20 protein-coding genes, 1 other RNA gene and 1 pseudogene are annotated in these 21,486 nt (G+C 63.0%); 14 read left to right on the top strand and 8 right to left on the bottom strand.

Features of this window, described 5'->3' with window-relative positions; all coding sequences use genetic code 11:
• The first annotated feature begins 8 nt into the window (after positions 1–8).
• A complete protein-coding gene (locus CAF70_RS20715) occupies positions 9–614 on the top strand; it encodes a PolC-type DNA polymerase III (protein WP_085625728.1) in 606 nt (201 codons plus the stop codon).
• Here the strand turns inward: CAF70_RS20715 and CAF70_RS20710 are convergent.
• Positions 611–1,060 carry an Lrp/AsnC family transcriptional regulator gene (locus CAF70_RS20710; protein ID WP_085625727.1) on the bottom strand — a complete coding sequence of 150 codons (450 nt, stop codon included), beginning with the start codon at positions 1,058–1,060 and terminating at the stop codon, positions 611–613. The two genes, CAF70_RS20715 and CAF70_RS20710, sit on opposite strands and share 4 nt — an antisense overlap.
• A gap of 154 nt (positions 1,061–1,214) precedes the next feature.
• Between CAF70_RS20710 and yedA the strand changes: the two genes are divergently transcribed.
• Both yedA and CAF70_RS20700 read left to right on the top strand, forming a co-directional pair.
• Positions 1,215–2,135: a drug/metabolite exporter YedA gene (gene yedA, locus CAF70_RS20705; RefSeq protein ID WP_085625726.1), complete on the top strand. Its 921-nt coding sequence runs from the start codon at positions 1,215–1,217 to the stop codon at positions 2,133–2,135.
• A 55-nt stretch (positions 2,136–2,190) separates the two neighbouring features.
• Entirely contained in the window at positions 2,191–3,522 is a 1,332-nt protein-coding gene (locus CAF70_RS20700) for a DEAD/DEAH box helicase (protein WP_085625725.1), read from the top strand.
• 120 nt (positions 3,523–3,642) lie between these two features.
• Here CAF70_RS20700 and CAF70_RS20695 read toward each other — a convergent pair whose 3' ends face one another.
• From CAF70_RS20695 to CAF70_RS20685, 3 genes are all read right to left on the bottom strand, one after another.
• Positions 3,643–4,878, bottom strand: coding sequence for a TIGR03862 family flavoprotein (locus CAF70_RS20695; RefSeq protein WP_085625724.1), 1,236 nt, complete (start codon positions 4,876–4,878; stop codon positions 3,643–3,645).
• Positions 4,879–5,026: 148 nt separating this feature from the next.
• Complete coding sequence (locus tag CAF70_RS20690; protein WP_085625723.1) at positions 5,027–5,941, bottom strand: histone deacetylase; 915 nt, start codon at positions 5,939–5,941, stop codon at positions 5,027–5,029.
• A gap of 196 nt (positions 5,942–6,137) precedes the next feature.
• Positions 6,138–6,824 carry a histidine phosphatase family protein gene (locus CAF70_RS20685; RefSeq protein WP_085625722.1) on the bottom strand — a complete coding sequence of 229 codons (687 nt, stop codon included), beginning with the start codon at positions 6,822–6,824 and terminating at the stop codon, positions 6,138–6,140.
• Between the two features lie 179 nt (positions 6,825–7,003).
• Here CAF70_RS20685 and CAF70_RS20680 point away from each other — a divergent pair, with 179 nt between their 5' ends.
• The 4 genes from CAF70_RS20680 to CAF70_RS20665 all read left to right on the top strand — a co-directional run bounded on the left by CAF70_RS20680 (position 7,004) and on the right by CAF70_RS20665 (position 10,300).
• Complete coding sequence (locus CAF70_RS20680) at positions 7,004–7,573, top strand: GNAT family N-acetyltransferase (RefSeq protein WP_085625721.1); 570 nt, start codon at positions 7,004–7,006, stop codon at positions 7,571–7,573.
• Positions 7,574–7,668: 95 nt separating this feature from the next.
• Positions 7,669–8,538, top strand: a complete 870-nt coding sequence (gene tesB / locus CAF70_RS20675) for an acyl-CoA thioesterase II (protein ID WP_085625720.1) — start codon at positions 7,669–7,671, stop codon at positions 8,536–8,538.
• A complete protein-coding gene (locus tag CAF70_RS20670; protein ID WP_085625719.1) occupies positions 8,535–9,125 on the top strand; it encodes an HAD family hydrolase in 591 nt (196 codons plus the stop codon). Before tesB ends, CAF70_RS20670 begins: the two co-directional genes overlap by 4 nt.
• 164 nt (positions 9,126–9,289) lie before the next feature.
• A complete protein-coding gene (locus CAF70_RS20665; RefSeq protein ID WP_085625718.1) occupies positions 9,290–10,300 on the top strand; it encodes an NAD(P)-dependent alcohol dehydrogenase in 1,011 nt (336 codons plus the stop codon).
• A 26-nt stretch (positions 10,301–10,326) separates the two neighbouring features.
• On the opposite strand, the gene CAF70_RS20660 is transcribed toward CAF70_RS20665, so the two are convergent.
• Positions 10,327–11,034, bottom strand: coding sequence for a FadR/GntR family transcriptional regulator (locus tag CAF70_RS20660; RefSeq protein ID WP_085625717.1), 708 nt, complete (start codon positions 11,032–11,034; stop codon positions 10,327–10,329).
• Positions 11,035–11,295: 261 nt separating this feature from the next.
• On the opposite strand from CAF70_RS20660, the gene CAF70_RS20655 reads away from it, so the two are divergent.
• The 3 genes from CAF70_RS20655 to gabP all read left to right on the top strand — a co-directional run bounded on the left by CAF70_RS20655 (position 11,296) and on the right by gabP (position 15,814).
• Complete coding sequence (locus CAF70_RS20655; protein WP_085625716.1) at positions 11,296–12,648, top strand: MFS transporter; 1,353 nt, start codon at positions 11,296–11,298, stop codon at positions 12,646–12,648.
• Between the two features lie 25 nt (positions 12,649–12,673).
• Entirely contained in the window at positions 12,674–14,014 is a 1,341-nt protein-coding gene (gene gudD / locus CAF70_RS20650; RefSeq protein WP_143491621.1) for a glucarate dehydratase, read from the top strand.
• Positions 14,015–14,422: 408 nt separating this feature from the next.
• The gene (gabP, locus tag CAF70_RS20645) at positions 14,423–15,814 is read left to right on the top strand and encodes a GABA permease (RefSeq protein ID WP_085625715.1); all 1,392 of its coding nucleotides are present in this window, start codon (positions 14,423–14,425) and stop codon (positions 15,812–15,814) included.
• Between the two features lie 57 nt (positions 15,815–15,871).
• Here gabP and CAF70_RS20640 read toward each other — a convergent pair whose 3' ends face one another.
• Positions 15,872–16,735, bottom strand: a complete 864-nt coding sequence (locus CAF70_RS20640) for a LysR family transcriptional regulator (protein ID WP_085625714.1) — start codon at positions 16,733–16,735, stop codon at positions 15,872–15,874.
• Between the two features lie 176 nt (positions 16,736–16,911).
• On the opposite strand from CAF70_RS20640, the gene CAF70_RS20635 reads away from it, so the two are divergent.
• Entirely contained in the window at positions 16,912–18,438 is a 1,527-nt protein-coding gene (locus CAF70_RS20635; protein WP_085625713.1) for an MFS transporter, read from the top strand.
• Positions 18,439–18,601: 163 nt separating this feature from the next.
• Complete coding sequence (locus tag CAF70_RS20630) at positions 18,602–19,081, top strand: hypothetical protein (RefSeq protein WP_085625712.1); 480 nt, start codon at positions 18,602–18,604, stop codon at positions 19,079–19,081.
• A 105-nt stretch (positions 19,082–19,186) separates the two neighbouring features.
• Here the strand turns inward: CAF70_RS20630 and CAF70_RS20625 are convergent, their stop codons facing one another.
• Complete coding sequence (locus tag CAF70_RS20625; RefSeq protein ID WP_085625711.1) at positions 19,187–19,432, bottom strand: hypothetical protein; 246 nt, start codon at positions 19,430–19,432, stop codon at positions 19,187–19,189.
• Positions 19,433–19,781: 349 nt separating this feature from the next.
• Between CAF70_RS20625 and CAF70_RS20620 the strand changes: the two genes are divergently transcribed.
• On the top strand, positions 19,782–20,660 hold the full coding sequence (locus CAF70_RS20620) for a YafY family protein (protein ID WP_085625710.1): 879 nt from the start codon (positions 19,782–19,784) through the stop codon (positions 20,658–20,660).
• Between the two features lie 29 nt (positions 20,661–20,689).
• Positions 20,690–20,806 (top strand): annotated as a pseudogene (locus CAF70_RS27965) (integrase); the annotation flags it as partial.
• A 259-nt stretch (positions 20,807–21,065) separates the two neighbouring features.
• On the opposite strand, the gene ssrA reads toward CAF70_RS27965, so the two are convergent.
• Positions 21,066–21,464, bottom strand: a transfer-messenger RNA (tmRNA) gene (gene ssrA / locus CAF70_RS20615).
• Between the last annotated feature and the right edge of the window lie 22 nt (positions 21,465–21,486).

Raw genomic sequence — 21,486 nt, 5'->3', positions numbered from 1 at the left:
GATTTTGCATGGAACGTATCGCTGTCATCGACTTTGAAACCACCGGCATCAGCCCCGGCGCCGGCTGCCGAGCCACCGAGGTGGCGGTGGTGATGCTGGAGGGGGGGCGCATCGTCGAGCGTTACCAGAGCCTGATGAACGCCGGCGTGCCGGTACCCGCCTTTGTCGCCGGGCTCACCGGCATCACCACTGCCATGCTGCGCAGTGCGCCGCCGGTGGACAAGGTGATGAACGAAGTGGCCGAATTCGTCGGTGGCACCCCGCTGCTGGCACATAATGCCGCTTTCGACCAGAAGTTCTGGGACTACGAATTGAGCCGCATCGGCCGTAGCCGCAGCCAGGCCTTCGCCTGTTCCTTGCTGTTGTCACGGCGCTTGCTGCCGGCAGCCCCGAACCACAAGCTGGGCACCCTGACCCGCTGGGCCGGGCTGCCGGATACCGGTACCGCGCACCGGGCCATGGCCGATGCCGAAATGGCCGCCAACCTGCTGCAACACCTGGCTGGTGTGTTGCGCCAGAGCCACGGTGTCCAGCAACTTTCGCACGACTTGCTCTGTCGCCTGCAGAAAACCCCTGCCGCAAAGGTTCGTGAAACCCTGGCCAGGTACTGTTAGGGCTTCCTCTCCAGTTGCGCCAGTGGCACCCGCCGTTCCACCGCGCTGGAGAGAATGATCGAGGTCTTGCTGAAGCCGAACTGGGCTACCCGGTTGATCAGTTCCTCCAGCTCGGGCATCGAACCCACTGCTGCCTGCATGATGACGCAGGGGTCGCCGGTAACCCGGTGGCATTCGGTCAACTGGGGAATCTGGGTCAACGCTTCGTAGGCCTGCTGATTGCCGTGACTGGCCAGGCGCAGTTCGATCACGCACTGTATTGGCAGGCCGATCTTGCTCATGTCGACCTTGGCCTGGTAGCCGGTGATGACCCCGCTGGCCTCGAGCTTGGCCACCCGCTCGGCCACCGCAGGCGCCGACAGGTTCACCTGCCGCGCCAGTTGCGCGAAGGTGGCGCGGCCGTTGTCGAGCAGTGCGGCGAGCAGCATGCGGTCGTACTTGTCCATGGAATTTTCCTGCCTGGTTTCGATTCGATTGAAAAGCCTCCGAATAACCATGCAATGCAAAGTGTTCGGGTCATTTAAAGCTGTTTTGTAACTTAAGTTTACACGTTGGCCTTTCTAAACTAAGCCACCCGTAAACGGATTTCGAGTGTTTCCCATGCCTGCCTCACGTCGCTTCCCTTTGTTGCTCGTTGGCGCTTTCCTGGCCTTGTACCTGGTCTGGGGCTCCACCTACCTGTTCATTCGCATTGGCGTCGAGAGCTGGCCACCGATGCTCATGGCTGGGGTGCGCTTCCTGATTGCCGGTGGGCTGCTGTATGGGTTCCTGCGCTGGCGCGGTGTGCCGGCGCCGACCTGGCCGCAGTGGCGCGCGGCGGGAGCGATCGGTTTTCTGCTGCTCAGTTGCGGCAACGGTGGCGTGACCGTGGCCGAGCATGCTGGCGTAGCCTCGGGCGTGGCAGCACTGGCGGTGGCGACGGTGCCGCTGTTCACCTTGCTGTTCGGCCTGTTGTTCGGGCACCGCAATTCGAAGCTGGAGTGGGCGGGGATCGCCCTTGGGCTGGTGGGCATCGGCCTGCTGAACCTGGGCTCCAACCTGCAGGCAAGCCCGATTGGCGCGGCGCTGATCATTTTTGCGGCGGCCTCCTGGGCATTCGGCTCGGTGTGGAGCAAGACCTTGCCGCTGCCCCAGGGGCCCATGGCCAGCGCTGCCGAAATGCTGGTCGGTGGTGGCGTGTTGTTGCTTGGCAGCGTGCTGTCTGGCGAGCGCATGACGCACATGCCGACGGCTGCCGGCTGGGGCGCGCTGGCCTACCTGGTGTTCTTCGGTTCGATCCTGGCGTTCAGCGCCTACATGTACTTGCTCAAGCACGTGCGCCCGGCAGCTGCCACCAGCTACGCATACGTCAACCCGGCCGTGGCTGTGCTGCTGGGCATCATCTTTGCCGGTGAGCAGATTGGTGCCGAAGAGTGTGTGGCCATGGCGGTGATCATCGGCGCTGTGGTGCTGATAGGCCTGCCGCAGTGGCGCAAGGCACCTGAGCCGGCGCAGCCGTTGAAAGGCGAAATCTGCAAGTAGACAGGGGCGATGCGGTAAACTTGCCGCCTTCGCTGAACCCCCTGACGGTATTGCCATGAATTTCGCCAAACTCGGCCTGATCGAACCGCTGCTGCGCACCCTGCAGCAGCTGGACTACACCACCCCGACCCCGGTGCAGGCCAAGGCCATCCCCGCCGTGCTGGCCGGCCGCGACCTGATGGCCGCGGCCCAGACCGGCACCGGCAAGACCGCAGGTTTTGCCCTGCCAGTGTTGCAGCGCCTGGCGCTGGAAGGCGAGAAGGTAGCCAGCAACTCGATCCGCGCGCTGGTGCTGGTGCCCACCCGTGAGCTGGCCGAGCAGGTGCACAACAACGTGCGCGAGTATGCCGAGAACCTGCCGCTGAGCACCTACGCGGTGTATGGCGGGGTCAGCATCAACCCGCAGATGATGCGCCTGCGTCGTGGTGTCGACCTGCTGGTAGCCACCCCGGGGCGCTTGCTCGACCTGTTCCGGCAGAACGCCGTGAAGTTCAACCAGGTGCAGACCCTGGTGCTGGACGAAGCCGACCGCATGCTCGACCTGGGCTTTGCCGAAGAGCTGCAGTCGGTGTACGCCGCGCTGCCACGCAAGCGCCAGACCTTGCTGTTCTCAGCCACTTTCTCCGACCAGATTCGCATGCTGGCGGGGCTGGCCCTGAATGACCCGTTGAGCATTGAAGTCAGCCCGCGCAATGCCACGGCCAGCAGCGTCAAACAGTGGCTGGTGCCTGTGGATAAAAAGCGCAAGGTCGACCTGTTCTGCTACCTGCTGCGCAAGCAGCGCTGGAAGCAGGTGCTGGTGTTCGCCAAGACCCGAAATGGTGTGGACCAACTGGTGGAGCGCTTGCTGGCCGAGGGTGTGAATGCCGACGGTATCCACGGTGACCGCCCGCAAGCCACCCGCCAGCGTGCGCTGGACAGCTTCAAGGCCCGCGAAATCCAGGTGCTGGTGGCGACCGATGTGGCCGCCCGCGGCCTGGATATCGATGACTTGCCGCTGGTCGTCAATCTTGACCTGCCGATCGTTGCCGAGGATTACGTGCACCGCATCGGGCGTACCGGGCGGGCGGGCAACAAGGGCGAGGCGATCTCGCTGGTGTGTGCCGATGAAGTGCAACTGCTGGCGGCGATCGAAGTGCTGACCCGGCAGACCCTGCCGCGTCATGAAGAGCCTGATTTCATCCCTGACCACCGAGTGCCGATGACCGACGCCAGTGGCCAGGTGATCAAGAAGCCGAAGAAGCCCAAGAAGCCGAAGGAAAACAGCGCCAAGCGCGGGTTGGGGCGCTGGATGGACAGTGCTGAAGCAGGCAGTGCGGAGCCGGCGGTGAAGGCGGTGCGCAAGGTGCCTAGTTTCAATGGTGGGCCCCGCAAGCGTAAGCCGTAGCCTGGGGAAACTTGGCCCCTATGGGAGCGGGCATGCCCGCGAAGCAGGCACCGCGATGCATGGCACGGGCTTCGCCCGTGTTCGCGGGCACGCCCGCTCCCACAGTGGATCGAGTATGTGTCAGGATTTGAGCCAATCCACCGCCGCCCGCCCCGCGCGCAAGCCGCTGGCAAAGCACGCCGTCAGCAGATACCCCCCGGTCGGCGCCTCCCAGTCCAGCATCTCGCCGGCACAGAACACCCCCGGCATGCCCTTGACCATCAAGCCCTCATCCAGCGCCTCGAAACGCACCCCACCCGCGCTGCTGATCGCTTCATCCAGCGGTCGTGTGCGCACCAGCGTGATCGGCAAGGCCTTGATCGACCTCGCCAAAGCATCAGGGTCGGCAAAGGTCGCCTGATCGGTCAGCTCGCGCAACAGCGCCGCCTTTACCCCATCGATACCCAGCTGGCTGTGCAGGTGCTTGGCCATGGAGCGCGAACCCCGTGGCTTGGCCAGCGCCTGGGCAATCTTGTCCACAGACTTGTCCGGCAAAAGGTCGAGCAGCAACATCCCGTGGCCGTCACGGTTGATGGCCTCGCGCACCGGCGCCGACCAGGCATATACCAGGCTTCCTTCCACACCCTGCGCGGTGAGGATGAACTCGCCCTTGCGCGGCGCGCCGCCGGGAATGCTGAGGGCAATGTTCTTCAACGGCGCTCCGGCGAACTTGTCCTTGAGCAGCGCGCTCCAGCCTGCCACTTCAAAACCGCAGTTGCTGGGCTGCAAGGGTGAAATATCCACAGCTCGTTCGGCCAGCAACGGTTGCCAGCTACCGTCCGAACCCAGTCGCGCCCAACTGCCGCCACCCAGCGCCAGCACCACTACGGTGGCCTTTACCAGCCGCTCGCCCTGTGGATAAGCAATCCGCAAGGCACCCTCGGCATTCCAGCCCAACCAGCGGTGACGGGTGTGGATAACTACCCCGCTGTCACGCAGGCGCTTGAGCCAGGCGCGCAGCAGTGGCGCGGCTTTCATGTCGGCGGGGAACACCCGGCCCGAGGTGCCGACGAAGGTTTCGATGCCCAGGCCGTGAATCCACTGGCGCAAGGCGTCGGCATCGAAATCGCGCAGCAGCGCAGCAATTTCGCCCTGGCGTTCGGCATACCGGCTGACGAACGCCGGGTAGGGCTCGGAGTGGGTGATGTTCATGCCCCCGACACCCGCCAGCAAAAACTTGCGGCCCACCGAAGGCATGGCGTCGAACACCTCGACCGCCAGGCCCGCCTGGGCCATTGCTTCGGCGGCCATCAGGCCGGCTGGGCCGCCGCCGATGACGACAGCGAGGGGAGGGGAGGCGGGGCTCAGATCGGGCATGGTAGGCAGCAGGCTGTGGAAAAGAGGCGCATTCTAGCGCAGCGCGGCCTGTGGAAACACTGCTCAAAAAACGATCAGTGCTCTGCAAGCCTCGCCAGTAAAGGGCTGCAGCGGCTTTCCCGCAGGTTATCCACAAGCGGTTCCACAGTCATTGTGAACAACCGATGACGCGTGCTGCGCTGTGATGAAGGATGCCGTGGCGCCTGGCCAGGGCTGCTCGGTCCTTGCTGTAGCCACCGCCAATCACCCCCACCACCGGGATGTCGCGGCCCAGGCAGTGGCGCAGCACTGCCTCGTCACGGGCGGCAACGCCTGCATCGGTCAGTTGCAGATAGCCCAGGGCGTCGTCCTTGTGCACATCGACCCCGGCGTCATACAGCACCAGGTCGGGTCGATAGAGCGGCAGCAGGTAGTTGAGGGCGTCGTCCACCACCTTCAGGTAGGCCGTGTCGCCCATGCCGCGGGGCAGGGGGATGTCCCAATCGCTTTGCGCCTTGCGCGCCGGGAAGTTCTGTTCACAGTGCAGCGACACGGTGATGGCGTCTGGTGTGTCGTGCAGGATGCGTGCAGTGCCGTCACCCTGATGCACATCGCAGTCGAAGATCAGCACCCGGTGCACCCGGCCAGCCGCCAGCAGGTAGTGGCTGATCACGGCCAGGTCGTTGAAGATGCAGAAGCCGGCAGGGTGGTCGTAATGGGCGTGGTGGGTGCCGCCGGCAAGGTGGCAGGCGATGCCGTGCTGCAGCGCCATCTCGGCGCTCAGCAGCGAGCCGCCTACGGCGCGCACGGTACGCCGGGCCAGGGCCTCGCTCCAGGGCAGGCCGAGGCGGCGCTGGTCCTCGCGCGACAGCTCGCCGTTCATGTAGCGCTCGATGTAGCTGCGGTCGTGTGCCAAGGCGAGGATGTCGTTGGGGCAGATGTCCGGGCGCAGCAGGGCCTGGTCGGTGGTCAGCCCGCTGTCGATCAGGTGGTCGTGCAGAAGGCGGAACTTGTCCATGGGGAAGCGGTGTTCGGCAGGGAACTCCGGGCTGTAGTCTTCGTGGTAGATCAGCGGCAACGGCATGGGTGGGGTCGCAATCAGGGCCAGTGCTGATCTTGCCATGGCGGGTGACTGATGTGGGAACACTTGATTTTGGCGCTGTCACTGGCCCCTGTGGGAGCGGGCGCGCCCGCGAAGCAGCCACCGCGGTGCTTGGCACGGGCTGCGCCCGTGTTCGCGGGCATGCCCGCTCCCACAGGGATCGCGTCAGGGGCCAGAGCTATTTCGCGGTGCTGGCCAATACCCGCTGCCAGTCCGGCTCGTTCAAGCGGCCGAGGATGCGCGCCTTGCCATTACTGTCCACCGAAACGAACAGCGCACTGGCATAGCCGCTTTCCCGCTCGCCACCCACTACGTTCTGCTGGCGGGCGAAATGGTCGATGCAACCGTTGTGGGTCACCAGCACCAGGTTGTGCCCCGGTCGCTTGTGCGCCAGTGCTTCGCTGGCGAACTGCTTGTCGCACCCTTCCAGCCAGTCCTCGCTGGCCGCCGCCTGGCCGAGGATGAAATGCGCGGTTTGCCGGGTGCGCAGCTTCGGGCTGCTAAGCATGTCGGCGTTGTTCAGACCCAGCTGGTGCAGCCCTTGGCCCACTCGCCCGGCGGCCTGGCTACCGGCCACGGTGATACCGGTTGGGTCGTCCAGGCATGGGCCGGGGGCACTGTCGCAGCGCTCGGCGTGGCGGATCATCACGATCACCGCACCGCCGGCCCAGTCCTGCAGCAGGCCGCTGTCACTCAGTTGTTGTTCGTTGCCAAGGTCCACGATGTGCGTCCTCGTCGCCAGCCAGGTGCTCAACGCCGCCACCACCATGCACAGGCCAAGGGCGGCACCGACGGCTTTGCGGGTCAGGCGTCGCTTGCGCCGGGCGTGAATGGCTGGGTGCCCCAGGGTGTTGCTCGATAGCATGCGTTGCTCCGTTGGCAGGGTCGCGGCTGGCGCGGCGGTGATGGCGGGCATCCTGCCAAGTGGCCTGTCGGGGGGTGGTGAAGGGCATGTGAAAATTGCATTCGGGTGCGCCGGCTGGGTTAAACCCGCCCCCGCGCCTACGCTGTAAACTGCAAGGCGGTAAAACCGGAGCACGCCCCATGACCCCTATCCTGCAACTGGAAAGCGCACGCCTGGTGCTGCGCCAATGGCACGACGACGACCTGCGCGAGTTTGCCGCGCTGTGTGCCGATCCGCAGGTGATGCGCTACTTTCCGGCGCCGCTGACGCGCCTGGAGGCGGCTGCGCTGATCGGCCGTGTACGCGGGCATTTCAATGAGTACGGCTTTGGCCTGTGGGCCCTGGAGCGCAAGGACAGCGGTGCCTTTATCGGCATGACCGGGTTGTTGCACGTGGGGTTCGATGCTGACTTCACGCCGGCGGTGGAGATCGGTTGGCGCCTGGCACGCCGCCACTGGGGCCTGGGTTTCGCCAGCGAGGCGGCATGGACCTGCCTGCGCTGTGCTTTCGCCCAATTGCGCCTGGAAGAGGTGGTGTCGTTCACTAGCGAGAACAACCTGCCGTCGCAGAAGGTCATGCAGGCCATCGGTATGCAGCAGGACCTGAATGGCAGTTTCGAACACCCCCGCCTGCCTGTGGGCCACCCGCTGCGCCCGCATGTGCTGTACCGCATCGACCGCGCACACTGGGAGCGTACCCTGCGCGCCTGAATGCATGGCCATGCCCGACGCCTATGACAAACCCTGTATCATTTGCCTTCACAAGCGTGCTGTAGAGACGTGTTGCCTTGCTAGGAGAACCCCCGATGAGTCATGTGTTGGATGACCTGGTCGACCTGTTGAGCCTCGAGGCCATCGAGGAGAACCTGTTCCGTGGACGCAGCCAGGACCTGGGCTTCCGCCAGCTGTACGGCGGGCAGGTTCTGGGCCAATCGTTGTCGGCCGCCAGCCAGACGGTCGAGGATGCACGCCATGTGCATTCATTGCACGGCTACTTCCTGCGCCCTGGCGATGCCAGCCTGCCGGTGGTGTATTCGGTGGACCGCGTACGCGATGGCGGCAGCTTCAGCACCCGGCGAGTGACGGCGATTCAGAAAGGCCAGCCGATCTTCACCTGCAGCGCCTCGTTCCAGTACGACGAAGAAGGTTTCGAGCACCAGGCACAGATGCCCGAAGTGGTCGGCCCGGAAAACCTGCCCAGTGAAGTGGAGCTGGCCCGGGCCATGGCCGACCAGTTGCCCGAGCGCATCCGTGACAAAGTGCTGTGCGCCAAGCCGATCGAGATCCGCCCGGTCACCGAGCGCGACCCGTTCAACCCCAAGCCTGGCGACCCGGTGAAGTACGCCTGGTTCCGCGCCGACGGCAACCTGCCCGATATCCCCGCCCTGCACAAATATCTGCTGGCCTACGCCTCGGACTTCGGCTTGCTGACCACTTCGTTGCTGCCCCATGGCAAATCGGTGTGGCAGCGCGACATGCAGATTGCCAGCCTCGACCATTCGCTGTGGTTCCATGGCAACCTGCGTTCCGACGAGTGGCTGCTGTACGCCACCGACAGCCCTTGGGCAGGCAATGCCCGTGGCTTCTGCCGCGGCAACATCTTCAACCAGGCCGGGCAACTGGTGGCGTCGTCGTGCCAGGAAGGCCTGATTCGCCATCGCAAGGATTGGGCATGAGCCTGGGCGAGGTGCGCAACTGGGTGTTCGACATGGACGGCACCCTGACCGTGGCGGTGCACGATTTTGCCGCTATCCGCGTGGCGCTGGATATCCCGGCCGAGCACGACATCCTCACCCACCTGGCGGCCTTGCCGGCGGACGAAGCTGCCGCCAAGCATGCCTGGCTGCTGGAGCATGAGCGTGACCTGGCGATTGCCTCCACGGCAGCCACCGGTGCGGTGGAACTGGTGCGCGAACTGGCCGGGCGTGGTTGCCGGCTAGGCATTCTGACCCGCAATGCCCGCGCGTTGGCGCATGTGACGCTGGAGGCCATCGGCCTGGCGGACTGCTTCCCTGTGGAGCACATTCTCGGGCGTGACGAAGCGGCGCCCAAGCCGAGCCCGGATGGGCTGCTGAAGATTGCCAATGCGTGGGGCGTGGCGCCGGCGGAGCTGGTGATGGTGGGGGATTACCGCTTTGACCTGGACTGTGGGCGGGCCGCAGGGGCGCGCACGGTGCTGGTGAACCTGCCGGACAATCCGTGGCCGGAGCTGGCGGATTGGCATGCAGCCGATTGCCGGGCATTGAAGGTGATGCTGGGCTGAATTCTTGTATTGGCAATGCGGGTCCTATCGCAGGCAAGCCAGCTCCCCCAGGGACCGCGCCGAGCTCAAATGCAGCACTCAACCTGGGGAGCGGGTTCACCCGCGAAGAGGCCGGACCTGTCTATGCTGAACCCCAATCTATTCCCTGAACGGAGACCCCACCCATGACCAGCAAGGCCATCTACGTACAACCCGGCGGCGGCTACGACAAGGTCGAGGTCGGCACCTGCGAGGCCTCTTCACCCGAGGCCGGCGAGATCACCGTGCGCCTGCACGCCAGCTCCCTCAACTACCACGATTTCGCTGTGGTCAGCGGCATGTGGGGCCCGAGCGAACGGCGCATCCCCATGGCCGATGGCGCTGGCGAAGTGGTCGCGGTGGGGAGTGGCGTCACCGAGTTCCAGGTTGGCGACAATGTGGTCAGCACCTTCTTCCCCGACTGGCTCGACGGCCAGGCCAATGTCGAGGGCTTCGCCAGGGTGCCCGGGGATGGTATCGATGGTTACGCCCGTGAACAGGTTACCGCTCGCGCCAGCGCGTTCACCCTGGCGCCCAAGGGCTACAGCCACGCTGAAGCTGCCACGCTGACCACCGCCGGTCTCACGGCCTGGCGTGCGTTGATGAGCGATGACCACCTCAAGCCCGGCGATACGGTGCTGGTGCAGGGCACCGGTGGTGTGTCGATCTTCGCCCTGCAGTTTGCCAAGCTGGCGGGTGCGACGGTGATCGCTACATCGTCCAGCGACGCCAAGCTGGAGCGCCTGAAGGCCCTGGGTGCCGACCACCTGATCAACTACAAGAGCACCCCCGCCTGGGGTGAGAAAGTGCGCGAGCTGACCGGCAACCGCGGCGTCGACCATGTGATCGAAGTGGGCGGCCCGGCGACGCTGGAGCAATCGATGATTGCCACGCGCATTGGTGGGCATGTGTCGTTGATCGGCATCCTCACCGGCGTGGCCGGGCAGCTGCCGCTGGTGCAGGCGCTGGTGCGGCAAATTCGCCTGCAAGGCGTGCTGGTCGGCAGCCGCGCCCAGCAGCAGGCGATGGTGCGGGCGATCGATGCCAACGGCCTGCGGCCGGTGGTGGACAAGCATTTCGAGCTGGAGCAGATCGTCGAGGCGTTCCGTTATCAGGAGAGCAACCGGCATTTCGGCAAGATCTGCCTGACCTGGTAAGCAGGCCTGATGCGGTTCTCTTTGTGTCAGGCCTGTTCGGGCAGTAGTCGGTCGCGGCTGTTGGACAGGTGCAGGCACACCGCCGCCCGCGCCGCGTCCGGGTCCTGCCGGCGGATGGCATTGAGGATCGCCTCATGCTCAAGGTTCGCCAGGTACGCTTGCCGCGCCAGCTTGGCCCCGCTGCGTTCGGCCAGGGCCATGCGGTTGCGCGGGATCAGGCCGCTGCCCAGTTGCAACAGCATTTCAGTGAAGTACAGGTTGCCGGTAGCCTCGGCGATCAGCAGGTGAAAGCGCCGGTCGGCCTCGATGCAGCTGTCGCCGGCGGCGGCCAGGTCCTGGTAGTCGTCCAGCGCCTGGCGCATGCGCGTCAGGTGCCCCTCGTCACGGCGTAGCGCGGCCAGGGCTGCGGCCTGGCCTTCCAGGCCGATGCGCAGTTCCAGCAGGTCGCGCACATTCGCCGCGCTTTCCGCAGCGATGCGCAGGCCGGCCTGGGCCTGGCGCTCCATCACGAACGTACCGATACCGTGGCGTGGCTCCACCAGCCCCGAGGCCTGCAATTTCGACAGGGCCTCGCGGACCACCGTGCGGCTGACCCCGTGCTCGCGCACCAAGGCGTTCTCCGAGGGCAGCTTGTCACCTGGCTTGAAGGTGCCCAGCAAAATCTGCTGGGTAAGGCTGGAGACCAGGTCATGGGCGCGGCTGTGGCCGCGTTGGTGGGCGTGTCCGGTGGACATGGTAGGGTCCGATTGTTGTTGTACTTGTACGACAAGTTAATCGATAAAAATATTTTTTGCCGATTTTTTCTGTGCTCAAGTCAGCGCGTAGTTTGTTTTTTCTCGCATTATCGATGCGTTTATACATCTTCTAAGCTTGTATTTTGCGATTTTGCCGCTTTTGTTGATCTTGTCGTACAACTGCGCTGCGCATAAGCTCCTGCCCACTGCCATGTCAGACAACCCCGACCCGCACAAAAACAATTAGTGGGAGATCCGCAAGTGAACGATACCCTCGCTCCGTCTGCCCGTAATGACGGCGAAGCCCTGGCCAGCGCCGTGGCCAAGGTCAAGCGCCACGTCCTGCCGTTGTTCGTCATCATGTTCATCGTCAACTACCTGGACCGCGTCAACATCGGCTTCGTCCGCCCGCACCTGGAAAGCGACCTGGGCATCAGCGCCGCGGCCTATGGCTTTGGCGCCGGCCTGTTCTTCATCGGCTACGCGCTGTTCGAGGTGCCCTCGAACATGCTGCTGCAAAAGGTTGGTGCACGGCTGTGGCTGACCCGCATCATGTTCACCTGGGGGCTGGTGGCCACGGCGATGGCCTTCGTGCAGAACGAAACCCAGTTCTACGTGCTGCGCTTTCTGCTCGGCGTTGCCGAAGCGGGCTTCTTCCCCGGGGTGATCTACTACTTCACCCGCTGGCTACCGGCCGCCGAGCGCGGCAAGGCGATTGCCATCTTCCTCAGCGGTTCGGCATTGGCGTCGCTGATTTCCGGGCCGCTGGCCGGTGCGCTGATGCAGATCCAGGGCCTGGGCATGCATGGCTGGCAATGGATGCTGTTCATCGAAGGCATGGCCTCGGTAACGCTGTGTTTCTTCGTGTTCTTCTGGCTCGACTCCAGGCCGCAGGACGCCAAGTGGCTGAGCCAGGCCGAGCAGGGCGCACTGGTAGCCGCCATCGATCGCGAGCAGCTTGAGCGCGAAGCGGTCGGCGCAGTCAGGCCATCGGCCTGGCGCCTGCTCAAGGACCGCCAGATCCTGCTGTTCTGCCTGATCTACTTCTGCATCCAGCTGACCATCTACGCTGCCACCTTCTGGCTGCCGAGCATCATCAAGCGCATGGGCGACCTCAGCGACCTGCAGGTCGGCTTCTTCAACTCGATCCCTTGGCTGATCTCGATCCTGGCCATGTATGCCTTCGCCGCCGGCTCGGCGCGCTGGAAGTTCCAGCAGGCCTGGGTGGCAGGTGCGCTGGTGATCGCTGCCATCGGCATGTTCATGTCCACCACGGGTGGGCCGGTGTTCGCCTTTGTCGCAGTGTGCTTTGCGGCCATCGGTTTCAAGTCGGCGTCGTCACTGTTCTGGCCGATCCCGCAGGGCTACCTGGATGCTCGCATCGCCGCTGCGGTGATCGCCCTGATCAACTCGATCGGCAACCTCGGCGGCTTCGTCGCCCCTACCACCTTCGGCCTGCTGGAGCAGCAGACCGGCTCGATCCAGGGCGGCCTGTACGGCCTGGCGGTGACCTCGGTGCTGGCGGCCATTGCCGTCTTCTTCGTACGCACTCGCCCAAAGGGCGTCCCTTCCGATGACCTCAAGGCCCCTTCGGCCCTGGGTCAGAGCCATTGATGACTGCGAGACAACAACCATTAACATGCACACCCTTCACACCAGCACCCCCGTGGTCACTGACTTGCGCGTGATCCCCGTCGCTGGCCACGACAGCATGCTGCTCAACCTCAGTGGCGCCCATGGCCCGTTCTTCACCCGCAACGTCGTGGTGCTGCGTGACAGCGCCGGCAATACCGGGCTGGGTGAGGTGCCCGGCGGCGAGAAGATCCGCCAGACCCTGGAGGACGCCCGCAGCCTGGTGGTCGGCCAGCCGATCGGCCATTACCAGCGCGTGCTCAATGCCATGCGCCAGACCTTCGCCAGCCGTGATTCGGCTGGTCGCGGCCTGCAGACCTTCGACCTGCGCATTACCGTGCATGCGGTGACGGCCATCGAGTCGGCGCTGCTCGACCTGCTTGGCCAGCACCTGAATGTACCGATGGCGGCACTGCTGGGCGAAGGCCAGCAGCGCGAGGCCGTGAAGATGCTCGGTTACCTGTTCTACATCGGCGACCGTCGGCAGACCGACCTGGCCTACCGCAGCGAAGCCGATGCCGAGGACGACTGGTTCCACCTGCGCCACGAAAAGGCCCTTACCCCGGACGCGGTGGTGCGCCTGGCCGAGGCCGCCAAGGCGCGCTATGGCTTCAGCGACTTCAAGCTCAAGGGTGGGGTGTTGCGCGGCGAGGAGGAGATGGAAGCGGTAACGGCCCTGGCCGAACGTTTCCCCGAAGCTCGCATTACCCTCGACCCGAACGGTGCCTGGTCATTGCAGGAGGCCATTGCGTTGTGCCGCGACAAGCATGATGTGCTGGCTTATGCGGAAGACCCGTGCGGTGCCGAGAACGGCTACTCGGGCCGGGAGGTGATGGCCGAGTTCCGTCGCGCCACTGGCCTGCCCACCGCCACCAACATGATCGCTACCGACTGGCGGCAGATGGGCCATGCGATCCAGTTGCAGTCGGTGGACATCCCGCTGGCCGACCCGCACTTCTGGACCTTGCAGGGTTCGGTGCGGGTAGCGCAGATGTGCAACGACTGGGGGCTGACCTGGGGCTCGCATTCCAACAACCACTTCGATATCTCGCTGGCGATGTTCACCCAGGTGGCAGCTGCGGCACCGGGTGAAATCACCGCGATCGACACCCACTGGATCTGGCAGGACGGCCAGCGCCTGACTCGCGAGCCGCTGCGCATCGTCGACGGGCATGTGCACGTGCCGGCACGGCCGGGGCTGGGGGTGGAGCTGGATGAAGACCAGTTGGCCAAGGCGCATGAGTGCTACCGCAACATGGGCTTGGGCGCGCGGGATGACAGCGTGGCGATGCAGTTCCTGATCCCGGGCTGGCGCTTCGATAACAAGCGGCCTTGCCTGGTGCGTTGAGGCTGCTGGCCTCTTCGCGGGCTTGCCCGCTCCCACAGGTTCTGGGGTTGTGGAGTACCTGCGGGAGCGGGCGAGCCCGCGAAAGGGCCGGTACAGCCACGACACACCCAAATGAAAAATAAAAGCTCCAGGCGGCCTGGTGACGCGATCGGGCATGCCATCGGCAACATCTGGCGTTAATGGAAACACCCTGTCGTGATCGAACAGTTCCGGGGCGTTCTCGTGTAATTTCCCGCAGCCCTGGGGGGCTTAAATGAAGCCCGACCTGCACTGACACATTGCTCTGTGACGCGCTCCAAATATCAACAACAGAACGCGAGCAACGTGTCGACTTATTGATTTCAAAGGAGATATTTTCGCCTACGCCTGCCCGTCCATCCTTGTGTCAGCAAAAAGAGAACAACATCAATGAACACCGTGGGATCTGATGGCAACCTTGCACAAGGTTTCAAGCCACGTCATGTAACGATGCTGTCCATCGCCGGCATCATCGGCGCCGGACTATTCGTTGGCTCTGGCCATGCCATTGCGGCAGCCGGGCCAGCTACCATAATCTCCTATTTCGTGGCCGGGACCCTGGTGGTACTGGTCATGCGCATGCTCGGCGAAATGGCCGTGGCACACCCCGATACCGGATCGTTTTCCACCTACGCCGAGCAGGCCATCGGCCGCTGGGCCGGCTACACCATCGGCTGGTTGTACTGGTGGTTCTGGGTACTGGTAATTCCGATCGAAGCCTTGGCAGCAGGGCATGTGCTGAACGCCTGGTTCCCGCAGGTGGACAGCTGGATCTTCGCTCTGGCCTCGGTGCTGCTGCTGGCCGGTACCAACCTGTTCAGCGTGGCCAAGTACGGTGAGTTCGAGTTCTGGTTCGCCATTCTCAAGGTCACGGCCATTCTCGGCTTCATCGGCCTGGGCTTCGCCGCGCTGATGGGTTGGCTGCCCAACCGCGAGGTCAGTGGCCTGAGCGGCTTGATGGCCGAGCACGGCGGCTTCGCGCCGAAGGGCTGGTCGGCGGTGGTCGGTGCATTCATCACCGTGATGTTCAGCTTCATCGGCACCGAAGCGGTGACCATCGCCGCGTCCGAATCCAGCGACCCGTCGCGCAATATCGCCAAGGCCACCCGCTCGGTGATCTGGCGTATCAGCACCTTCTACATCCTGTCGATCTTCGTGATCATATCGGTGGTGCCGTGGAATGACCCGCAGCTGGCGGTGGTGGGTTCCTACCAGCGTGCGCTGGAGATCATGAACATCCCCAACGCGGCCTTCATGGTCGACCTGGTGGTGCTGGTGGCAGTGACCAGCTGCATGAACTCTTCGATCTACATTGCCTCGCGGATGATGTTCTCGCTGGCCAAGCGCGGTGACGCGCCAGCCATGCTCAACAAGACCTCCAAGGTCGGTGTTCCGCGTGCGGCGGTGTTCGGCAGCACGCTGATCGGTGCGGCCATCGCCGTCCTCAACTACTTCGCGCCAAAGGGCGTGTTCGAGTTCCTGTTGGCCAGCTCCGGCGCCATCGCCTTGCTGGTGTACATGGTCATCGCCATTTCGCAGCTGCGCATGCGCCGCCGCCTGGAGCGGGAAAACACCGAGCTGAAGTTCCGCATGTGGCTGTTCCCGTACCTGACCTGGGCGGTGATTCTGTTCATCGGCGGGGCGCTGGCAGTAATGATGTTCACGCCTGAACACCGGGCGGAAGTGACCTCGACGTTGGGCCTGGCGATCGTGATTTCCTTCCTGGGGATCGTGACCACGAGGGGCCATGCGCAACCGGTGGGGGCGCGTTCGATGGGGTGATTGAGTTCACCTGGCGGCAGGGCAACGGGCACCAGTGGAGGGTGCCCTTTGTTTTTTTTAGCCCTTGATCATCTCGATGTACTTCATTGCCGTTGGCGCTTTGTCGAAACGTCGATGAATCAGGCTGAGCCAAGAGCTGGCATGGCAGTCGACAATTCGCCGGTAGTTCACCTGCGGCAGGCTGATGCGCTGCACTACCGATTCCGGCACCACTGCGATGCCTTGGCCGAGTGACACCAGGGTGAGCACCGCCACCAGGCTACCGGGCTGTGGGCCAAGCCTGGGGACGAAACTACCTTGCGCCGCCACCTCCAGCGTGCCGGAGATCTGCTCAGGCAGGATGAAGGTTTCATTGGCCAGGCGCGAGGCTGGGATCTGCGGCACTTCATTGATCCGCGAGCTGGCCGGTAGGGCGAGGACGAAACCTTCCTGGTGCAAGGCGATAGCTTCGAGTTCCTCGGGGAGCTCCATCGGCGATCGCACGTAGGCAAGGTCAAGCAGGCCGTCGCCGACCATGCCGGGCAGTTCGGCCATGGGCAGTTCGCGAATGTTCAGGCGTACGCCGGGGCAGGTTTCGCTGTAGCGGCTGACTTGCTGTTGGAGCATGCCCGAGTACGCGGCCGAAGCCACATAGCCCAGTTCGATGCGCCCGCTTTCGCCACGAGCTGCCCGTTGCGCACCCAGTTGCGCAGCGTCGAACTGGCGCACGGCATGTTCGGCCTCGACCAACAGCGCCTGGCCCGCAGCGGTTAGATTGACCTCGCGCTGGTTGCGTTCGAAGAGGCGCACGCCCAGTTCGCGCTCCATGTCCTGGATCTGCCGGCTGAGGGTGGGCGGGGCAATGCCCAGCTGTTCGGCGGCACGGGTGAAGTGGCCGTGACGGGCGACGCAGAGGAAGTAGCGGAAATGGCGGATTTCCATGGGTGTTACCTGCAGGGTAATGACACGGGCCGCCGGGGCTAACAAGCCTTGGGGCTGGCGGCGTTATGTTGGGGCCAACACTACAAGGCTGGTGGCTTGGCGGCAAAGCCTGCCCGGCGATCTTGCAGGCCAATAACACCGCCAGAACCAACCCGCTATGCATCCGGAGCCTCACCATGCCCTCTGCGCGTTTCACCTTGCTCACCGCCTCCCTGGTCTGCGCCCTGATCATTCTCGACACCAACATCGTCGCGGTCAGCCTGCCCAGCATCGCGCGCGAACTGTCCGGCTCGTTCGCCGATATTGAATGGGTGGTCAGCGCCTACCTGCTGGCCTTCGCCGCCTGCCTGCTGCCCGCTGGCAGCCTTGCCGACCGTTTTGGCCGCCGGCGCATGCTGCTGCTCGGCCTGGCCCTGTTCGGCATCGCCTCGCTAGCCTGCGGCGCGGCGCCCAATCTGCTGTTCCTCGACCTGGCCAGGGCAGCCAAGGGCGTTGGCGCGGCGCTTTTGCTGACCTCGGCCCTGGCCGCGATCGGCAACCGCTTCCATCAACCCCAGGAACGCATGCGCGCCTGGGCCTTCTGGGGCGCCTGCATGGGCGCCACCATCACTTTTGCGCCGCTACTGGGCGGGGTGATCGCCAGTACTCTTGGCTGGCGCTGGATCTTCTACATCAACTTGCCGTTGGTGGCAGTGTTGGCAGTGATGGTGTTGCGCAGTGTCGAAGAGTCCCGTGACAGCGCTGCGGCACGGCTCGACCCATGGGGCAGCCTGACTTTCGCCGGCAGCCTGGGTTACCTGATCTGGGCGATGATCGATGCCAACCAGGTAGGCTGGGGCAGTGCGCAAACCCTGGGGCGGCTGGTGATCAGCGCCTTCCTGTTCGGCCTGTTCGTCATGGTCGAGCGCAGCCAGGAACGGCCGATGATCGACCTGCGGCTGATGCGCAGCGGGCGTTTCGTTGGCGCCTTGCTGGGGATGTTTGCCTATGCTGCCTGCGCCCAGGTGATGATGACCCTGCTGCCGCTGTACCTGCAGAACGGCCTGCAATTGTCGGCCTTGGCTGCTGGCGCAGGCATGCTGCCGTTTGCCGTGGCCATGCTGCTGGCGCCACGCCTGGGCATGCGTCTGGCTGCACGCTTGAGCCCGGCGCAGGTGTTTGCGCTGGGCCTGGTGCTGGTAGGGGCGGGCAACCTGCTGTGCGCCTGGGCTGCAGGGTACGGCGGCTATAGCGCATTCGCCCTCGCCAGCGTGGTGCTGGGCGCTGGCGCCGGGCTGCTCAATGGCGATACGCAGAAGAACATCATGGCTTGCGTACCGCGTGAACGTACCGGCATGGCTTCGGGCCTGAGCACCACCACGCGGTTCGGCGCGATCGTGCTTGCCATCGGTGTTCTCGGGGGTGTGCTAGCTGCCCGCAGCGGGCAATTGTTGCATGAGGCCATGGCCACCGTGGCGCCCGCTCAATCGGGCCAGGTTGCCGCAATGGCTACCCGGGTTGCCGCAGGTGACCTGCAAGCGGCATTGGCCATGCTCGACCCAGGCCTGCGTCAAGCAGTAGCTCCCTTGGCCCGGCAGGCGTTCATGGGTGGTTTCGAAGCTGTATTGCAAGTTGCGGGCGTAGCGGCACTGCTGTTTGCCGTATCGGTTGGCACGTTGCTGAGCCGGCCACTGCCAACCCTCCAGGGAGCACAGCAATCGTGAGCCGGGTGGCCTGAAACGACGTTCGGCTTTGGAGGCAGGTCGCGTTGCATTACATGCTCCTTGCGCGCAACCAATTCAAATGATTGCTCTCATTGAGGACGCGTAGACAACGGCGCCAAGGGATCTGGCAATCGCCAGATTATGCTGAGACAAGGACCTTCTCGTGCACGATTACTCCAACGAAACTTCAATCCCACAGTCCGAACTGCCGCCAGGCGTGTTTCCGCCGATGCCCGGCTTTACCATCGGCGACTTGCTTTATGTTGCCTGGCAGCCCGTTGAAGTGCTGCTTGAGCAGCGTGATATCGACCCCGGCCTGGTTCGCGAAACCAGTATTGCGATGGCCAGCCATCTGTACAACGTGCTGGAGAGAGAAGATGCCCAGTACCAGATCGCGACCTGGTACCAGAAGCCTTGTGACAAGCCCGAAATGCGTGAGCGCAGCGTCGAGATCATCTCTGAACAGTTCGGGAGCATTACCTTGGATGCCGTCGCTGACTCCTTGGAGGGGTCACCTTTGCTACAGCTGGGCAAGGATTTTTATATGCAGTTCATCGAGCTGACAGGGAATGCCATCAGGGATCACATTCTGAAGTTGAATGACCCTGCCTTCGATCCGTTTGCAAACCGCGAAGACAGGTGATAGCCAGGCATTAGGCAACACGCCACTTTGCGCAGCGATTCATGTAGGCAGTACCCCACCCGTGAACCAGGCTTGCGCTGGCTCACGTTCACATCCCGGGATACTTCAGCTCTCGGGCGCCACTCCCAGCAGCATCTGAACCTGACGCCGGAGCTGCCCCACCAGCTCACGTTCAGCGCGCAACTCGGAGCGCAGCTCATTGTTCTCGTGCTCGTGAATCCGAGCGATTCGCTGCACGTCCCGATCGTTTCTGACCACATCCCAGACCTCTCCAATCCGAGAGTGCACCAGCACGAGAACGAGCAGAGTGATGCCGCTTAGGCTCAGCAGTGCGAGCTGCAGGGTTTCCATTTATCGCTTCCTTGAGTAGTGGCTGTTCGCCGTTAAGTAAAACGATATGTCTAGTAAAGCTACACGTCTATATTGGCTACTTGTACAGGTAAAGGATTGGTGCAGATCCCGCCTGCGCTTGGCTGGCGCGTGGATAGGAGGGTGAAGGCAATGTGCTATCGTGCAGGGCGCGGATGGCGTGGCCTCAAGAGGAAAGCACTCTCGCAATGGAGATTTTCGACCGCCTGCTTGATACGTATAAATACTTTACATGTCTAGCGCGTGTTGAACGTAATTGAGCAGACACGTAGGATTTCACGACACATCATTCGTCTGGTCGCTACTCGCTGCCAATCATTCAGGGCCCACGATGAAACATAAGCAAAGCATGGATCAAATCCGCTGGGACCTTGCCCTGCGCTACCGCCTGATCGAAACGGTAGTCTGGTGGGAGGGGCGCCTGACCACCAACCACTTGATGCAGTGCTTCGGCATCAGCCGGCAGCAGGCATCGAAGGACATCAACACCTACATCACCGACTATGCCTCGAAGAATCTGGTCTACGACAAGCAGATCAAAGGCTATGTGCCAACCCGGCAGTTCAAACCGTTGTTCATCGACGACAGCGCCAGTGCCTACCTGGACCTGCTCAACCACAACGATGAGCGTGCGCCGCATATCGAAGGGTTGAACCTGGCTTACGCGCACACTGAAGTGTTGAAGGTACCCGATCGCTCTGTGAGGCCCGAGGTGCTGCGGCCACTGCTCAAGGCGTGTCGTGAAAAGCGGCGTCTGGACATCGAGTACGTGTCGTTCAAAACCCCGGAAGTGGAAGGGCGCACCATTGCGCCGCACACGTTGGTGTACACCGGGATGCGCTGGCACGTGCGGGCTTACTGTGAGAAGAACCGGGAGTATCGGGACTTTGTGTTGAGCCGTTTTCGAGGGGAGCCGGAGCTGCTCGACGATCAGACGGAAAATGGTGTCGAGCACGACGTGGAGTGGAACACCAAGATCGATGTGATCTTCAAGCCGGACGAGCGCCTGACGCCAGCGCAACGGTCGATCATTGAAGTGGACTACGCGATGACTGATGGGCAGCTTGTGGTCAAAAGCTCACAAGCATTGGCGAAGTACGTAGTGAAACGATTTCACGTAAATCCCAACCTGCATGACGCCCGCCCTGAAGCCCAGCAGTTGGTGTTGGCGAACCGGGCTGAGTTGAAACTCTGGCTGAGCCTGGACTAAAGACGTCCTTTGTCGACCTGACGGTTTTGCACATCGAGCGAAGACGGCCGGTGATGATCTGGTGGAGTGAGCATATCCAGGAAGCAGCGACGGGTAATCTGTCAGTGTCAGCTATCCAGAAAAATCGGCACAGGGAGGTCGTTTAGATCCGCTGACACAGCCTCGAAGCCTTCTCTTGAGGCTTGGCGGCTTTGACTTTGAGGTCAGAGAGGCGGGTGGCTTGAGCGCGCATGGGGTATTCCAAGAGCGGTTTCGGTATTGCAAAAAATTGCCAGTAGATGGCTTGGAATACCGAATCTCGTGGATCCTGCTGGACGCTTTCGGACCCTGATGGCGCTGAAAGCCGCGTATTTACTGGGTTTCAGGCACAAAAAAGACGTCCGTGGACGTCTTTGTTTGATAATTTGGTGGAGCCGGGGGGATTTGAACCCCCGTCCGCCAGTACTCCGCTGTCGGTACTACATGCTTAGCCGTGTCTACTGATTTAATCCGCAGCCGCCCGACGGGCAGGGTGCTTTGGATGAGTTGTGTAAGTTTTAGTCACTTCGCCCACAACGTGCTACGCGACGATCCTGTTCTGTATGACAATCAGTTCGGGTTTACAGGCATCCCCTAGTGATTGCTGGAGCCGAAGCTACCAGAAGCAACGGGTCAAGAGACCGCATTAAGCGGCCAGCTTGTACTCCGCGCCGTAGTTTTCGTCATTGGCAACTATAAAAGTTGCAACAGTGGATTTACGAGTTCTGTTACCAACTCGGCATGCACCTAGAGTTTCGCTACCGGCGTCGAATCCTAATCGGCCCCACACTAGCTCTTGGCTAACGCA

The sequence above is a fragment of the Pseudomonas sp. B19(2017) genome (assembly GCF_002113165.1).
GTDB lineage: Bacteria > Pseudomonadota > Gammaproteobacteria > Pseudomonadales > Pseudomonadaceae > Aquipseudomonas.
The sequence above is the reverse complement of the archived record's forward strand: the minus strand, read 5'-3'. Positions and strand labels throughout refer to the sequence as shown.

Coding starts and splice junctions, on each gene's coding strand:
- CAF70_RS20715 (WP_085625728.1), top strand. CDS start 9: ATGGAACGTATCGCTGTCATCGACTTTGAAACCACCGGCATCAGCCCC.
- CAF70_RS20710 (WP_085625727.1), bottom strand. CDS start 1,060: ATGGACAAGTACGACCGCATGCTGCTCGCCGCACTGCTCGACAACGGC.
- yedA (WP_085625726.1), top strand. CDS start 1,215: ATGCCTGCCTCACGTCGCTTCCCTTTGTTGCTCGTTGGCGCTTTCCTG.
- CAF70_RS20700 (WP_085625725.1), top strand. CDS start 2,191: ATGAATTTCGCCAAACTCGGCCTGATCGAACCGCTGCTGCGCACCCTG.
- CAF70_RS20695 (WP_085625724.1), bottom strand. CDS start 4,878: ATGCCCGATCTGAGCCCCGCCTCCCCTCCCCTCGCTGTCGTCATCGGC.
- CAF70_RS20690 (WP_085625723.1), bottom strand. CDS start 5,941: ATGCCGTTGCCGCTGATCTACCACGAAGACTACAGCCCGGAGTTCCCT.
- CAF70_RS20685 (WP_085625722.1), bottom strand. CDS start 6,824: ATGCTATCGAGCAACACCCTGGGGCACCCAGCCATTCACGCCCGGCGC.
- CAF70_RS20680 (WP_085625721.1), top strand. CDS start 7,004: ATGACCCCTATCCTGCAACTGGAAAGCGCACGCCTGGTGCTGCGCCAA.
- tesB (WP_085625720.1), top strand. CDS start 7,669: ATGAGTCATGTGTTGGATGACCTGGTCGACCTGTTGAGCCTCGAGGCC.
- CAF70_RS20670 (WP_085625719.1), top strand. CDS start 8,535: ATGAGCCTGGGCGAGGTGCGCAACTGGGTGTTCGACATGGACGGCACC.
- CAF70_RS20665 (WP_085625718.1), top strand. CDS start 9,290: ATGACCAGCAAGGCCATCTACGTACAACCCGGCGGCGGCTACGACAAG.
- CAF70_RS20660 (WP_085625717.1), bottom strand. CDS start 11,034: ATGTCCACCGGACACGCCCACCAACGCGGCCACAGCCGCGCCCATGAC.
- gudD (WP_143491621.1), top strand. CDS start 12,674: ATGCACACCCTTCACACCAGCACCCCCGTGGTCACTGACTTGCGCGTG.
- gabP (WP_085625715.1), top strand. CDS start 14,423: ATGAACACCGTGGGATCTGATGGCAACCTTGCACAAGGTTTCAAGCCA.
- CAF70_RS20640 (WP_085625714.1), bottom strand. CDS start 16,735: ATGGAAATCCGCCATTTCCGCTACTTCCTCTGCGTCGCCCGTCACGGC.
- CAF70_RS20635 (WP_085625713.1), top strand. CDS start 16,912: ATGCCCTCTGCGCGTTTCACCTTGCTCACCGCCTCCCTGGTCTGCGCC.
- CAF70_RS20625 (WP_085625711.1), bottom strand. CDS start 19,432: ATGGAAACCCTGCAGCTCGCACTGCTGAGCCTAAGCGGCATCACTCTG.
- CAF70_RS20620 (WP_085625710.1), top strand. CDS start 19,782: ATGAAACATAAGCAAAGCATGGATCAAATCCGCTGGGACCTTGCCCTG.